The sequence below is a fragment of the Lacticaseibacillus sp. 22 genome (assembly GCF_055413445.1).
In genome coordinates, this window is the sequence record NZ_JBVAYD010000002.1 from 1 (window position 1) to 15,489 (window position 15,489).

At 46.4% G+C, this 15,489-nt stretch carries 17 protein-coding genes; 6 read left to right on the forward strand and 11 right to left on the reverse strand.

Features of this window, described 5'->3' with window-relative positions; translation table 11 throughout:
* Positions 1-616 precede the first annotated feature (616 nt).
* Both ACWP87_RS01295 and ACWP87_RS01300 read right to left on the reverse strand, forming a co-directional pair.
* Positions 617-1,000: a CvfD/Ygs/GSP13 family RNA-binding post-transcriptional regulator gene (locus tag ACWP87_RS01295; protein WP_005692061.1), complete on the reverse strand. Its 384-nt coding sequence runs from the start codon at positions 998-1,000 to the stop codon at positions 617-619.
* Positions 1,001-1,063: 63 nt separating this feature from the next.
* Positions 1,064-1,648 carry a peptidylprolyl isomerase gene (locus ACWP87_RS01300; RefSeq protein ID WP_005685568.1) on the reverse strand — a complete coding sequence of 195 codons (585 nt, stop codon included), beginning with the start codon at positions 1,646-1,648 and terminating at the stop codon, positions 1,064-1,066.
* A gap of 234 nt (positions 1,649-1,882) precedes the next feature.
* Between ACWP87_RS01300 and ACWP87_RS01305 the strand changes: the two genes are divergently transcribed.
* The 3 genes from ACWP87_RS01305 to ACWP87_RS01315 all read left to right on the forward strand — a co-directional run bounded on the left by ACWP87_RS01305 (position 1,883) and on the right by ACWP87_RS01315 (position 4,206).
* Positions 1,883-2,869, forward strand: coding sequence for an NAD(P)/FAD-dependent oxidoreductase (locus ACWP87_RS01305; protein WP_005685567.1), 987 nt, complete (start codon positions 1,883-1,885; stop codon positions 2,867-2,869).
* A gap of 94 nt (positions 2,870-2,963) precedes the next feature.
* Positions 2,964-3,467, forward strand: a complete 504-nt coding sequence (locus ACWP87_RS01310) for a phosphatidylglycerophosphatase A family protein (RefSeq protein ID WP_005685566.1) — start codon at positions 2,964-2,966, stop codon at positions 3,465-3,467.
* An 85-nt stretch (positions 3,468-3,552) separates the two neighbouring features.
* A complete protein-coding gene (locus ACWP87_RS01315) occupies positions 3,553-4,206 on the forward strand; it encodes a VTT domain-containing protein (protein WP_005685565.1) in 654 nt (217 codons plus the stop codon).
* A gap of 58 nt (positions 4,207-4,264) precedes the next feature.
* Here the strand turns inward: ACWP87_RS01315 and ACWP87_RS01320 are convergent, their stop codons facing one another.
* From ACWP87_RS01320 to ACWP87_RS01355, 8 genes are all read right to left on the reverse strand, one after another.
* The gene (locus ACWP87_RS01320; RefSeq protein ID WP_014569321.1) at positions 4,265-4,897 is read right to left on the reverse strand and encodes a TIGR01906 family membrane protein; all 633 of its coding nucleotides are present in this window, start codon (positions 4,895-4,897) and stop codon (positions 4,265-4,267) included.
* Positions 4,898-5,674, reverse strand: coding sequence for a TIGR01457 family HAD-type hydrolase (locus ACWP87_RS01325; protein ID WP_005714507.1), 777 nt, complete (start codon positions 5,672-5,674; stop codon positions 4,898-4,900). It abuts the gene before it with no gap.
* Between the two features lie 8 nt (positions 5,675-5,682).
* A complete protein-coding gene (locus ACWP87_RS01330; protein ID WP_014569320.1) occupies positions 5,683-6,291 on the reverse strand; it encodes a YutD family protein in 609 nt (202 codons plus the stop codon).
* Positions 6,292-6,394: 103 nt separating this feature from the next.
* Positions 6,395-7,771 (reverse strand): bifunctional metallophosphatase/5'-nucleotidase, encoded by a 1,377-nt coding sequence (locus ACWP87_RS01335; protein WP_014569319.1) that lies wholly within the window; start codon positions 7,769-7,771, stop codon positions 6,395-6,397.
* Positions 7,772-7,883: 112 nt separating this feature from the next.
* A complete protein-coding gene (locus tag ACWP87_RS01340; protein WP_005685560.1) occupies positions 7,884-8,486 on the reverse strand; it encodes a metallophosphoesterase in 603 nt (200 codons plus the stop codon).
* 1 nt (position 8,487) lies between these two features.
* Complete coding sequence (locus tag ACWP87_RS01345; protein ID WP_005685559.1) at positions 8,488-9,225, reverse strand: YibE/F family protein; 738 nt, start codon at positions 9,223-9,225, stop codon at positions 8,488-8,490.
* A complete protein-coding gene (locus ACWP87_RS01350; RefSeq protein WP_014569318.1) occupies positions 9,222-10,289 on the reverse strand; it encodes a YibE/F family protein in 1,068 nt (355 codons plus the stop codon). The genes ACWP87_RS01345 and ACWP87_RS01350 overlap by 4 nt, the downstream gene beginning before the upstream one ends.
* Before the next feature lie 200 nt (positions 10,290-10,489).
* Entirely contained in the window at positions 10,490-10,804 is a 315-nt protein-coding gene (locus ACWP87_RS01355; RefSeq protein WP_005685557.1) for a hypothetical protein, read from the reverse strand.
* Positions 10,805-10,914: 110 nt separating this feature from the next.
* On the opposite strand from ACWP87_RS01355, the gene ACWP87_RS01360 reads away from it, so the two are divergent.
* From ACWP87_RS01360 to ACWP87_RS01370, 3 genes are all read left to right on the forward strand, one after another.
* Positions 10,915-12,255, forward strand: a complete 1,341-nt coding sequence (locus ACWP87_RS01360) for a glycerophosphodiester phosphodiesterase (RefSeq protein WP_014569317.1) — start codon at positions 10,915-10,917, stop codon at positions 12,253-12,255.
* 135 nt (positions 12,256-12,390) lie between these two features.
* The gene (gene pepV, locus ACWP87_RS01365; RefSeq protein WP_014569316.1) at positions 12,391-13,794 is read left to right on the forward strand and encodes a dipeptidase PepV; all 1,404 of its coding nucleotides are present in this window, start codon (positions 12,391-12,393) and stop codon (positions 13,792-13,794) included.
* 145 nt (positions 13,795-13,939) lie between these two features.
* Positions 13,940-14,686 (forward strand): biotin--[acetyl-CoA-carboxylase] ligase, encoded by a 747-nt coding sequence (locus ACWP87_RS01370; RefSeq protein WP_014569315.1) that lies wholly within the window; start codon positions 13,940-13,942, stop codon positions 14,684-14,686.
* 16 nt (positions 14,687-14,702) lie between these two features.
* On the opposite strand, the gene ACWP87_RS01375 is transcribed toward ACWP87_RS01370, so the two are convergent.
* Positions 14,703-15,386, reverse strand: a complete 684-nt coding sequence (locus ACWP87_RS01375; RefSeq protein ID WP_005685552.1) for a YjjG family noncanonical pyrimidine nucleotidase — start codon at positions 15,384-15,386, stop codon at positions 14,703-14,705.
* Positions 15,387-15,489: the final 103 nt, after the last annotated feature.

Genomic DNA, 15,489 nt, shown 5'->3' on the forward strand with positions numbered 1-15,489 from the left:
ACTTTTTAAATTGAATATTTATTCAATTTATTGAAAATGATGCACATCTTGCTGATTCATCAACTTTATCTCATCAGTTCATCCGTCAAGGAACGACGTCTTTGTTTTGACAACAACAAGTATCATACCAGCACTTGCGCGAACTAGTCAACAAAAAATTGACATAAATCAAAATAAATTCCAATTCCGAAAAACAACGAACGTTAGCAATTAAAATGCATAAAAATTCGCATATTTTGCGAACAATTGGTGGGAGAACGTGTTAAAAGTTCACTAAAACGTTTGATGACACTTGCGAACGACTGTGGGGCATTCCGTTTTCCATTTGCCACAACGACAATTAGTGTCCTGCATCAATCCATGATCTCCTTACACTAAGCTCTAAGGCAGCGTGCATCTCCTCAAAATGCTAAAGATCGTATCGTGAACCCAAAATTGCCACGTTAATGTCAAATTCTAAAAATTCGCTGCATCAACCTTGCAAACTGGCTGACCACATTCTCGCAATACCCTAACTTCATTATCATGAACAGCCTAATGCCATTTAATTAAACTAGAACAATCTATGCCCGCCTCATTTGCCTGCATTGCTGATGAAGCGTAAAGAAAAAACCGCTCATTTATGAGTGGTTTCTCCATCTAAGTGTTCAAGTGCTTCAGCGACCCACCCATCTAAATGAGCGGCAATCGGTGCAAAGCCGGTGTGAAATTTACGACTGGTCCAGTAATGTTTGCGACGCCGCTTCTTACCTAACCGAGGCGGCGCTTGCAACGCACGCAAGGATAAACTAATTTTTTGGGTATATTCGTCGATGTCCAAAATCACAACTTCAACTCGCTGGCCGACGTTAAAAATATCGCTGGTGTCCTTGACATAACCGTGCTGGCATTCTGAAATGTGCACTAAACCTTGTGTGTGCTCATCCAGCATGACAAACGCCCCATATGGTTGGACCCCTGTCACTTTGCCAGTCAAGATATCTCCTATGCGATATTCCATTCTGACACTTCATTTCATTGGATTTCTCTTTGAGTATACCCTAAAAATCAGCGGCAACCAATATTAGTCTTGAATTGTCAACCGATCGATCGTCACCGGCTCAACTGGCTTATCATTGGCACCGGTTTTGACTTGACCGATTTTCTCCACAATCGATAGTCCTGATAACACTTGACCAAAAACGGTGTGGCGATGATCTAACCACGGTGTGCCGCCTTGTTCATAGGCTTTGATAATCGGTTCGGGAAATCCGGCTTCGCTTAATTGTGCCTTCATGCTCGGATCCAGATGCCTATTCGTGACGATGAAAAATTGACTGCCGTTGGTGTTAGGACCCGCGTTGGCCATTGACAAAGCACCTTTTAGATTAAATAGTTGATTTGAAAATTCATCTTCAAAGGGTTTGCCCCACAGGCTTTCACCGCCCATTCCCGTGCCTGTCGGGTCGCCGCCTTGAATCATAAAATCGGCAATAATGCGGTGAAAAATCAGGCCATCGTAGTACCCTTTTTTAGTTAAACCGATGAAGTTCTCAACGGTTTTAGGAGCCTGTTTTGGAAATAGTGCAATCTCAAAATGTCCTTCGCTGGTTTCAAAAATTGCTTTTGGTCCCTTGAATTCTGCAAGTTCTAGTTGTGGATAGTCCATAATCAGTCTCCTTCATTTGTCTCATTCGTATTTCTAACACTAGGCGTAGTATACCAGCATCATCAATATGGGCAAAGTAAATGTCATTTGCTTTGCGCACTCCCTTAGTCAATGAACCCTTCAATGGTGATATCTGGTTAAACAGGCTTGCCAGACTACTGTCACCTTGGTAACCATTAGCAAAATATGGTAGGGTATGAACGTCATATTATTTATAGAAACGGAGCATTGCAAATGTCAGTGCAGCATGTATATGAAATCACTGTGATTGGCGGCGGCCCGGTCGGCATGTTCGCCGCTTTTTATGCCGGGCTACGTCAAGCGGATGTCTTATTATTAGAAAGTCTTGATGAACTCGGTGGTCAAACCGGAAATTTATATCCGGCCAAAATTCTTTATGATATCGGCGGCTTCCCTCATGTCAGCGGTAAGGATTTGGTCGCTCAACTGAAGACTCAGCTGATGCATTTTAAACCGGACGTCAAAACAGCTACTGAAGTTCAGACAATTGACGAGGCTGATGATGGCACTTTTATTCTGCATACGAGCCAAGGAGATTTCCACACTAAAACGGTCATTGTTGCGACTGGTGGCGGTGCCTTCACGCCGCGTAAATTAGCCGTTGATTATGACCCCGCTTTAGAAGGTCAGCAACTTTTTTATTTTGTTCAAGATCTGGAGACTTTTCGCGATCAGGAAGTTGCCATCGCTGGCGGCGGCGATTCTGCCATTGATTGGGCTTTGGCGCTAGAGCCGATTGCCCGGCATGTTACTTTAATTCATCGCCGCTCCAAATTTCGCGGACTTGAGGCGAGTGTGGCTGCACTTGAAAAGAGTAGTGTGACGATCGAAACCCCGTATTTAATCGAAGCCGTCACGCACGAAAATAAGCGCCTGGCTGTACGCTTAAAAGAAGTTCGTGGTGAGGACCAGCCCACCTTAACAGTCGACAAATTGCTGGTTAATTATGGCTTTGTTACTGACAAACGGCATCTTCAAGCATGGCAGTTCAAAACCGATCGTAATGGCATCCTGGTTGATTCACAGATGCAAACCAGCCGACCCGGAATTTTTGCGATTGGTGATGCCGTCAGTTATGCCGGAAAGTTGCCATTGATTGCCAGCGGCTTTGGTGAGGCACCGACTGCCATTAACGAAGCGCTCAGTCGGCTTTACCCGGAACGCCGTCAAGCTTTGCACAGTACCCAACTTTATCGATAAAACCAGCCAACTCAACCTAATGCCGCTAATGTGTTCGCCAGTACCGACTGCTAAGCACACTGGCCAACGCCCACTTTGAACGGAGAAGCGAAAAATGACAAATGAAGAGAAATTGTATGAACGCACGATCCAGTTATTACACGAGCGCGGTGTGCAACTCAGTGATATTGGTGAACTTGTCATGTTCTTACAGGAACGGTTCATTCCTAAATTGACGATCGAAGAAGCCACCCAAAACGTTCGCATTGTTTTGCGTAAACGGGAGGTTCAAAATGCCGTGATGACTGGTATCGCTTTAGATAAGGCTGCTGAAGCAAACAGTCTTGAGGAGCCTTTACAGAAGATCATTGCAGAAGATGAAGGACTTTATGGGGTCGATGAGGTGTTGGCCTTTTCAATCGTCAATGTTTATGGATCAATTGGTTTTACTAATTACGGCTATATTGATCGGATTAAGCCAGGAATTCTGGCCAAGCTCAATGCCCACGAGCCGGGGATCATCCACACTTTTCTTGATGATATCGTCGGGGCAATGGCTGCCGCTGCTGCCAGTCGCCTTGCCCACTCCCATCCGGAAATCGAAGACGATATTTATTGATGTTTTTCTAAAATTTTCGCATGTTTCATGAAACTTTCATCTTATCCCGTATAATGAAAGATAATTCATTAAAGGAGTTTACAAAATGACCCAGTTGTTTGATTTCATCTTACACATTGATGAACATTTGATCACCATCGTCAATAGCTTCGGCCCCTGGACCTACGTCATCCTCTTTGCGATGGTCTTCATCGAAACCGGGGTCGTTGTCTTCCCGTTCTTACCCGGAGATTCACTGTTGTTTGCCGCAAGTGCTTTAGCTGCCAACGCGGCTTACAACTTGAATGTCTGGATTCTCTTCGCGGTTTTCTTGGCTGCTGCGGTTTTAGGCGATACTGTTAATTATGAAATCGGTAAGCGTGTCGGTTCTGCTGCTTCTACCGGTAAAGGCTGGTTCGGGCGCTTGATCAATCGTGACAAGTTGCGCCAAGCAGAGGCCTTCTTTGATAAGCATGGCGGTAAAACAATTGCAATTGCCCGTTTCATGCCGCTTATCCGTACTTTTGCCCCATTTGTTTCCGGTGGTTCCCGTATGCACTACGGTAAGTTCATCCACTACAATTTACTTGGCGGTTTTTTATGGGTCACCTTATGCGTGCTCGGCGGCTTCTATTTCGGTAATGTGACCTTTGTAAAAGAACACTTTTCACTCGTTGCGCTTGGCATCGTCTTGATCTCACTTCTACCAATGGTCATTGCCGCGGTTAAAACCCGGACTGCCAAAGTCGCTGATCGCTAATCATCAAATAACAAAAAGGCGCAACGCATGTTTATAAACAACATGTACTGCGCCTTTTCTATTGCTTTGACCCGAGCCGTGCGTCTTGCCGTCCTCGCCAAATGCCCCATATCATCACTGCTTCAAACAAACCAAATGCTAATAGGAAACAAAGCATGAAGAATCCTTCCGGCAAAACATTGATAATCGGATCGGTTGCCGGATCAAACAGCCAGTCCTGATTCCGGAAAAGCATTTCATGAAAAACAATAAAGAACCGGTCAAAGTTCATTGCCAATAGTGCCGTTAACCCGATTGGCACGACTGCCCCGATCATAAACGGTCGCACCAACAAGTAACGCTTACTCGTGATTTTGAGCCGATGTAGCCAACGAATAGCAAAAGGCAGCGTTACGAGGGCCACGAGGATATCGAAAATAAAAAGACGACGCACGTCAGCAAAGTGAACCGCTCCATGCAGACTAGTTGGAAAATCCTGCATTCGAAGTGTCCCAATCCAAGGGAAATTCAGGTAAGCCATCAATTGTAAGTAATTGTGGTAAAGCCTTCCTAATGACATAGCGGCAATTTGCGGTAAGTCATCCATATGTGCATAAATTGGAAACGTCAGCAGCGTGCTCAGGATCGTAACCAAAATGACGGTACTAATTATTGCCAGCCAAAGAACCACCCACTGCCCAGCGCGTTTCATCTAAACCTCCCAGTCCGTTAACTGGTCAATTTGGTGCGTTGGCTGATGAACTTGTTTAGACACATAATCACGCGTTGACACTCCGGTATAAACCAGGATCGTATCAATGCCCGCGTTTAATCCCGCCTTAATATCGGTGTTGTAATTATCACCCACCATGGCAACCGAGTCTTTAGGCAAGCCCATTTTTTTAAGTGCTTTCTCCATAATCGTCGGCTCCGGTTTGCCAATGTAAAAAGCGCGCTGCTGGGTACTACGCTCTACTAATGCAATCAGTGACCCAGCTCCTGGAACTAATCCCCGTTCATTGGGCAGGTTGGTATCCGCGTTGGTGCCGATAAACTTGGCGCCACGCTTAATGGCCAAAGTCGCCAATTCAAACTTATGATAGGTGACATCATAATCCAAGCCCACTACCACATAGTCCGGATCCACTTCATTTAACCGTAATCCGGTATCCAAAAGAGCTTGCTTCAAGCCCAGCTCACCGATGATATACACGGATTTCCCTGAAACATCGCCGTGATTAAGATCCGTCAAATAAGCCGCCGTTGCCAATGACGGCGTGTAAATCTGATCAGGTGTGACATGAATATCGTGATTTTTGGCTAAATTATCAACGACATCTTCAGGGCTTTTAGTCGTATTGTTCGTTAAAAATAAAAACGGAATCCGCGCTGCTTGCAGCCGTTCGACAAAATCCTTTGCTGCCGGAATCCGTTCTTTCCCCCGATAAATCGTTCCATCCAGATCAATCATATAACCTTTATACTTCAAGTCTGTCCCTACTTCTTGTTAGTCTCACGTTGACGGATCGTAAAATGCCATTTGCGTGGTTGGTTTTGGTGTACGGTTTTAGCCTGTTCGCCGCGAAATTGCGGTGATCGAACTGACTTTTCCGTGTATGGTTTGTTTGCTTTACGTTTGCCATGGAATGGGTGCTTATTGGCATGTTTACGCTGCGCATTCTTAGTCGTTTGCGAATGCTGATCGCGTCCTTGCCGGCGGGGACTCGACTTAGGGGCGGGCTTGTCTAGACACGCAAGCACAAAGTAAGCACAGCCAAAATTACAGTATTCATACAGGTAATCTTCTAATGTGCTGATAAGCTGATCTTTGCTGGCACCACGGCGATCGTCTTTATAAAAGCCCCGAAGCCGTAACTGGTCATATCCCCAGTCGCCGACAATGAAATCATACTTATCAAGAATATCATTATAGCGTTCATTTAATCGCTCAAGATCGCAGGCATCCCGATAATTCTCGACAATCCGATACCGGCGCCCATCGATCGTGATCAAATCGTGCCCGACCTTGACGATTCGTAAATCTTTTTTTAAAGCCGGTATCAAGGCATCATCGATTTGTTCGGATAATGGTGATCGTTCACCCAAGTCATGACCTCCTTTTTCATCTAAAAATCGTTTCATGCGGCTTATCATCGCCGCACGTACATAGCAGTCCTTGCGTGGGTGTTCCCAAAAGTATAACACGAAACTATCTTGGATAAACTTTTGCCATGTAGTCACCGATAACCTGCCGCAAGATTTTAGGGAAAAGCAATTCATTACTGCCCATAATCTCAATGGTTGGGAAAAATGGAATGAATAAAAAGTTGTCGACGGTCGCAAACGTATATTGCTTCTCCGGAATCAGCGGCTCACCTTGCCATAAAACCCACCGCTTCTCCCGATCCACCGTTATCCCGCGATAGCCGATATCGCCAAAAATTTTCCCGCGAAAACTCATCCCGATCATGTGAAAATGTCGTAAAAACATCCGATTCTTTTCCATTTCCATGATCAGCCGCCAAAGTTCCTTGCCACTCAAAGTCACCTTCAGTAAATGCATCGGATGCGGTAAGCAAGCTAACAAATCGGCTTGGGTGACAACCCCGGGGCCAAGAGGGGTCAAAAACAAGCCGGCATTCAAAATTGCAGCATCAGTCTGAGCGGTTGCTGCCACCGCGGCTAAACCAAAATCAAGCAGTGGCGATGGCCGATCGTAGCTAATGGCTAGCTGTTTAGGCAAACGTGCGACTTGCTGTTGTTTTAATAAGGCGATTCCTTTACTTTCATAGCCTTGAATTTCACGTGGATCCGCCGCGGCACTTTGCAACAAAGCCGTTTGAAAAGTTTCGGCTCGCCGCGTTTGAATGTGATGGTCATCATTTAAGGTTAAGGTGATTTTTCCAACATAATGACCATATTTTTCAGCGGCAGTTAACAAAGTGGTGCCATGCAATTCGCCTTCAGGGAGCAAGTGATGCGTGTGCCCACCGATAATGACGTCTATTTGCGGATAATGTTGCGCCAAATGTCGGTCGGCTTCAATGCCTAAATGCGACAAAACAACCAAAACGTCATACGAACCCTCCAGCTGCTTAAGTATTGCCGGGAAAACATCCGCCACCGTCTTAACCTGCCAGCCATTCGGTTCATACGTGAGAAAAAACGGTGCCGTAAAGCCCACAATCGCCACTCGGGTTCCTGCTGGTGTCTGCTTCATAACAACCGGTTTTGCCCAGCGTGGTCTGGTCCCATCCGGCTCAAATAAATTGGCAAGTGCAACCGGAAAATTGGCATGATCATATAAATGTTCCAGCACTGCATGCGGATTACCGACGCCTTCATTATTGCCAATGGTTACTGCGTCATAACCGATTTCGTTTAACAATTGAATGTTAATCTGGCCATCGGTTGCCTCGGTTAGTGGCACGGATCGATCCATGGCATCCCCATCGTCAAACGCTAAGACACTAGCTCCTTGCGCTTGCTCAGCCGCCCGTGTTCCTAACATGAATCGCCGAATTTTTGGCCAATTTTCAAAGTGGGAATGCAAGTCATTCGTGTGCAGGATCACCAACTTCTCCACAAGGCACCTCCTTAGACTCCTTGCAACCAGCATCTTTTCAAGGTATTGCTATCAATCCATTCTAATTTCATCCTATGCCCGAAATTGCGACCGGTCAAACCACTGCTGATTGCTACCGTTCCTTACTCAAAACTGCAACCTTTAGTCGATAAATCTCATGTATTTCAGCTGCCGTCAGTGGCGTCCCGAAAGGCAAATGCGGCACCAGTAAATCGCGCTCCGGTGCATCCACGCCGACGTTGATGTTTTCCGCAATGTTGACACTATTGTGATGAATGTGACCATGTAGATTCAGCGTCTGCTTCACAATCCCCATCATCAGCGGATAGTGCGTCATAATAAATTGCGTGTGATCGTCTTTGATAATCGTACCAACCGAATGAAACGTGAACTTAGGCAAACCATTTACGCCCGGGTCATGCCGGTGCAGATATTTGAATAACGATTCATAATCATGATTGCCCTTGATAAAAACAATGCGACCGTGAAGCTGCAACAAGATCGCCAAAACTTCCGGCGGCTGAGGAAAATGCTCCGGATTCATGGCAATGTCACCCAAATGATACACCACATCCCGATCGTCAACCCGTGCATTCCAAGCTTGAATCATCGCATCGTCCATTGCTTCTACAGATGGAAAAAGTCGCGGTGCAAAGTCATTATCACCTAAAAGATCCGCGTGAAAAAAGTGGGTGTCCGCAATAAAGTATTGCATGTTACTCCTTCCGACGATGTGCATGTCTTGTCGCCACAACCCAGGTGGTCATCGGTACCGTTAAGATCACCGCAATAACCGAAATCAAGACCTGCAATAACTCGCCAACGAAAATTTTGTTATTAATCACTTGTGAAAAAGGATATCTAAGGGAAGCAAACCAGATAAACAAAGAAGAAAAACCACCAAAAAAACCGAAGAACAGCGTGTTTAAAGCCGTTCCAATGATTTCATGACCCATTTGTTTAATGCCCGCGCTGCTCGCTTGGTCCTTAATTTCGTCCATCCCGGCTGCAACCGCAATCGCCGCTTCAGCAATGGCGCCAAGCGTGCCCAGTAAAGTTGTTGCAATCAGAATATGTGGAAAACTAACCCCAATATACACCGAGAAACCTTCAAGGCTCTCGGAATCTTCCGGCCCGAAACCGGCTGTCTGGCTTAAGGTCATGACCACCAAAATCAAACCGACCAGCAACGTCATGATCAATAAAGCAGAAACAAACGCAGGCCCAGCAACATTAAGCTGATTGGTGCTCAAAAAGATCGTTGCCGCTAAAATGATTAAGCCAAAAATAACCGCGACAATAATCGGATTGAACCCGCTGGCCATTAATATCACGACCAAAATCATAAGCAGGGCATTGGCAGCCAAGGCAAAGAAGTTCGCTAAGCCTTGCTTGCCGCCAACGATAAACATCATGACCACTAACACCAAGGCTAGTGCAAGAATCGCGTTCATGCTGTCACCTTCTTAATCTTAGCCATTAACGCCGCTAATCCGCTGGTCACCGGTACTGCCAGGACAATACCGAATGCGCTAATCAGACTTTGGGCAAAACCAAGTCCCATCACCCAGATAACCGTTTGCGCGATCGAATTATTATTGCGAATCCACAAAACCGACTCCATAAACGTATCAGCGATGAAGATCATGAAAAGCACGGAAATTAAGGGACCCATCACATTCCGTCCAATGGCCATGCCGGCGCGAAATCGTTCTTTAGCCGTCTCGTGAAGCTGGAAAATAGCGACCGAAATATCACTTGCTTCATCAAGCACGGCTCCTAAAGAACCGATAACAACTTGAGCAAAGAACAGCAATTGCGGCGTTTGGGTAGCATATTTGACCTCTTCAAAATGAACCCCATTATAGTTTGTCATGGCCATAATCCCGTAACCAAGCGCCACTGCCAGTCCGGTCGCCACCAAGGATCCCAAAGAAATAGCAACAGCAATCGCTTTAAATCCGACAATGAAGACAGCCGTTAAAACAGTAAAGACAACCGCTAACCCGACAAACAACCACCAGGCTTGCCACTGTTTACTGCCAATTTCCCATTCAACTGCCGCAAAGAAGATCAGCGTATTCAGCAAAATACTGATACTCGTTAACCAAGCGCGCCGTCCCATCACAAGGAAAATCAAACCAAACGTTAGCACCAAAAGTCCCGCCAGAATTGCGTCTCGTTTGACGTTGTTCAATGTATAGGTGCCTTTATTGACATCCAAAAACACCTGCTCACCAACCCGCAGCTGATTATCCAAGCCGCCGCTAAACAAGTAGGTATTATGCATGGTGACCCGCCGCCCCCGGTTAGCAGTATTCAGCAGCCGAACCTGCACCTGTTGCTTCACCAGACGATCGTGATTCTGGTCTTCATCCTGATGACTCTCGGTCTTGACTACTTTCACGGCTTCGACTCGCCCAATCGGTTTGGTATAAAGGCCGCTATCAAACTGCATGCCGATAAAAACCGCAATTGCCGCTATAAACGGCAGTAGCCATTTACCTATGTATTTCACGCGGACCCCTCGCTTTCATATGCCTTACATTATATAAGTGGCGTCAATCCAACGCAAAATCCCCGACCGGTTTAAACCGGAAGTTCTAAAATGGCGCGCCTACACCCGTAATGATGCTGGACTTCATTTAAAATTGATATTTTTATTAAAATATTCGGCTGACAGGTACCTTCACCGAGACAAGTGAATGCAGCAGCCCATTAACCGACGTGATTTTGCTTGAGAATCTCATGATAAGCATCACGAATTGGGCCCTCCGGCTTGTCCCATTCTTCCCAACTCGTTAAATCGGCCGGTGGAAACTCGTAATGTTCATTAATATATTTTTCATAAGTCGTCACGGCCGTCGAATGGGCAATATTCAGTTGAACGATCCGGACCCGCTTAATAAATCCCTTCATCGCGGCTTTTTCGGCACGTCCATTCATCATGACGTTCCCTAACTCGAAATAACGACTCCCGTCAAGACGCGTTATTTCCTGAATTAAATCGAAAACCTGATATTTTTCTGCCATTTTCAATTAAGGCTCCTTATTTGATTTCACGAAGTATGGGAAATTGTCCCAGTCGCGTTGCGGTGCTATCTTTGTGGTATGATGTTTTTTTCTGGAAAGGAGCAGCCTGTATGGGCAAACGACTCACACTGATAGTCTTTTTAGTGCCATTATTTCTTCTGCTTTCGGGGTTTACGCTAGTTGGCCACCGTGGTGATCCTTTAAATTATCCGGAAGAGACCTTTCAAAGTTTCGACAGTGCTTTTAACAACGGAGCTGATTACGTTGAGCTTGACGTCCATGAAAGTGCAGATGGTGTGATTGTGATTCAACATGACACCACGATTCAGCGAACGACTGGTGCCAACTTGGCGATCGCGAAAACAAACTTCGCACAACTTCAGCAATATCATACCAAAAATGGCGAACCGATTCACAGCCTAGAGGAACTCTTCGCCCATGAGCAACAAACAAAGCATAAATTCCTGATTGAAACTAAAATTGTAAAAGGTGAACCGCATCCGCATCTAGAAGACAAAGTTGCGGCCCTGATCAAGCAGTATCACATGGAAAATCGCGTGATGTTTCATTCATTCTCAGCAGCTAGCCTCAAACGCTTGCAGGCAGCTCTGCCAAATATTCCGCGAATTTTGATCGTTGGCTCGCTTAAGCGGATCAACTTTGACGTCTTGACGTACGTGGACGGTATTAATCTAAGTTCCGATTTAGTGACGCCGCAACTTGTCACCCAACTGCATGATCTTGGTAAGAAAGTTTATGTCTGGGATGAAATGAACGAGGATCGGGCGAAATGGACTTGGCTCGTCAATCTCAACATTGATGGCGTCGTCACTAATTACACCAGCCTCGGCCACGAGTTTCAAACGCTTAAGGCAGCTGCTGTCACCACCAGCATCAATGATCTTGGGGCAAACTCAAGCCTTGCTGCACTGCCAGTTTATGAAAATCCTTATCAGCCATTGTTGCGCTCTGAACGGCTGGCACCGCAAACTCCGATCATGATTTCCAGCATGGTTTCACTCGCTGGCAGTACGTACTATCAAATTGGCGATAATGCGTTTGTCCCGGCCGAAACCATCAACCTTGCCCCTGAAGCCGGTTGGGCAAGTCTTTTTCTCCATCAGCGCATCGTCATTGCTAGCCGACACTTTAAGGTACCTGTGCACGCCAATCCCTTACATCAGCAAGCCATTACCGGCCATGTTGGCAATCACAAATGCTACCGGGTATTAGCAGCCCGTTATCAAAGCGGCCAGCTGTATTTAAAAACAAAAATCGGTTGGTTAAACGCCAAAGATTTACAGGTGCTGCCAACCGCCGAGAATATGCATATCTGGCTCACGCTCTATCGCAGCATCCCCGAAAACCAAAAACCGCTCCTTCACTGGGCACTTGGCGACACGGCCTTCGATACACCGCTTCTCAATGCCAGTGTCCTGAACATCGGTTAAAAACTTCAGTTGCCCTATCAATAGGCGCGGTGTCTGTCTTCACTACGCATTATCAATGATCGAGTCATTCATTCGTTTCTATGCCTTAAACATGCTATTCTTAAGGCAACACTAGTAAGAAAGTAGGTTAACCTTATGACCATTAATTGGCAGCAAGAAGCTGAAAAATTGGAACCCCAACTTCTCTCAGATCTAACCACACTTTTGAAGATCAATTCGGAACGTGATACTGACCATCAAACCGATGAGTATCCACTCGGACCGGGACCGGCCAAAGCGCTTGAAGCATTTTTGACGATTGCACAGCGGGACGGTTTCAAAACATTAAATGTCGACCATGTTGCCGGCCGCATCGAATTAGGCGATGGCGACGAAATCTTTGGGCTTTTTGGCCATGTTGATGTCGTGCCCGCGGGACCAGGCTGGCAAACCGATCCATTTGACCCCGTTATTCGCGATGGCAAGATTTATGGGCGCGGAACAAGCGATGACAAAGGCCCAAGTATCGCTGCTTACTATGCCTTAAAGCTCATTCGCGATCTCAAGTTGCCGATTAATAAAAAGATTCACTTCATTCTTGGTACCGATGAAGAGTCTGACTGGGTCGGTATTCACCGCTATCTCGAAACTGAACCTGCTCCCGACTTCGGATTTTCACCAGACGCGGAATTTCCTATCATCAATGGCGAAAAAGGGATTGCCAGTTTTGAAATCGTTCAAAAACCAATCGCCGCTGCAACCGCTGATCTAACGTTGAATCATTTTTCCGCCGGTATTCGGCCAAACATGGTGCCACAAGAAGCAAAGGCTGTCATCAGCGGGCCATTACCGGAAGCATTTGTGACGCAAGCCGAGAAGTGGACAACAGAGCAAGAAGTCACCTTCACTCTGACACCAGGCAACCCGACAACGATTGAATTGATTGGAAAAGGCGCCCATGCCCAAGAACCAAAAGATGGCAAAAACGCCGCAACCTATTTAGCAACGCTTTTGGCCGACTTACCATTTGATCCAGCCGGGAAAGCCTATCTGACCATGATTGCCAACCACCTTCATCTAGACTCACGTGGTCACAATTTAGGGATTAATTATACCGATAAACTAATGGGCGACCTGACAGCAAGTCCGGATATCTTCACCTTTACGCAAGACGGTCCCCAAAGCGTTCTGGTCAATGTCCGCTACCCGCAAGGAACCGATGCAGCCAAAATCCGTGATCAGATTGAAACGGCGCTAGGAGCAGATCAGTACAATGTGGCAGTCAGCGGTCACGCTCAGGAACCACACTATGTATCCGGTGATGATCCGCTTGTCAAGACATTGCTTCAGACTTTTAGCGATCACACAGGCATCCCCGGTCATGAACAAGTCATTGGCGGTGGCACTTATGGTCGTATCATCAAACGCGGTGTTGCCTTTGGTGCCCAAATGCCAGGCCAGGAAAATGTCATGCATCAGGCAAATGAATATATGCCGATCAAAGACATTGTGGCAGCAGTCGCCATCTATGCCGATGCAATTAGCCGGTTAGTGAAGTGACTTTGCCCGCTTGATTGCGCTGCGAACACTAACGCCTTGACGCTCTTTAAACTAATCATGCAACCCAAGCGCCAGAAGTCGGCAACTCACAATGTTGCGGTGACTCCTGGCGTTTGTGCGATGCAAATCAGAAAGGAAGCTTATGATGTTTACACCTCATGCTTTAGATCCATGGTTAGACGATCCTCATTTGCGTGCAGCCGTTGCTACTCAGGCAACAGTGACCTCTACCAACACCGTTTTAAAACACGCCGTTCAAAATAACAGCACAGTCCCACAAATTCTTATTGCCGGTGAACAAACTGCCGGTGTCGGCCGTCACGGCAAACATTTCGCCAGTCCTGCCGATGCGGGGCTTTATCTTAGTTACGCATTCCATCCGCAAATCAGTCAGTCCCTGATCACACCAGCTGCAGGGGTTGCGTTGCAGCAGGCAATTGAAACCCAGTTTGGCATTGTAACCGCGATCAAATGGGTGAATGATCTGCAAAAAGGTGGTCGCAAGGTTGCGGGTATTTTAGCGGAAGCACTCATTGAACACAACGCTGTGGTCTTAGGCATCGGGGTTGATCTTTTTCCGGCTCAATCAGCAGTGCTGCCAACCGACCAGCCGATCACCACGTTACTTTCCAATCAACCAGATAGCGATCCGCGTCCAGAACTGGCAGGGCGGTTTTTAACCAATCTGATGCGTCTATTTGCCAATCCGGAAACCATTATGCCGATTTATCGCGCAAAAGCTGCATGGGTTGGCCGCCGAATTACGGTGAGTGGCACACAAAACCCGCTGACCGGAACCATCAGCGGGTTTGATGACAATGGTGCCTTACTGTTACAAACGGCCCAAGGTACCATGGTGGTTACGAGCGGCACCATTCGCCTAGCCGACTAATCAGTTCAGGCAGTCGTTAATTAGCCAAGAGCAATTTAGTTAGATCACTAAATTCGTTCAGTTGGTAAGTCGGGGTAATTTGATCGCGATTCGGCTGAAAATGCGGGTTAAACCAGATCGAATCAATCTTACCGTTAATCCCGCCTTGAATATCCGAGGTTAACGAGTCGCCCATAATCAACGTCTCGTTGCGATTAAACCGCGGAATACGTTTAGCGACATAATCAAAGAACGCGACAGTCGGTTTGGGACTACCCACACTATCAGAAACAAAAATATCCTCAAAGTAATCAATCAAGCCACTGGTGGCCAATCGCTGGCGCTGAACCGGCTCAATACCGTTACTAACAATGAAGAGTCGATAATCTTTTAATGCATCCAAGGTTTCCATAACATGTGGCAATAAGATCGCTTCTTGGTCCAAAAAGTGGTGATAAGTGCGTTCAGCCAAGTGCGGATCAGCATCAATGCGATGATGCCGAAATAACTTGGCAAACCGCACTTCAAAAAGTTCCGGCCTAGTGATACGACCTGCTTCGTAATCGCGCCACAAATTGGCATTTATCTTTAAATAACTCGCTTCAATCCGCGGTGTGTACGTTAATTTCAGCTTGGCAAACATTTTTGCCAGGCTTTTTAATTCCCCTGCCTTAAAATCCAACAAGGTATCATCCACATCAAACAAAATAATTCGATACATAACCTGCTCCATTCTCTCATTCATGACATATGCTATTAGTCTTACACAATGAAAGTTAAGTCGCAAGAGCGTGAACCGGCGCGCTTAGGAGTCGGAGTGTAAG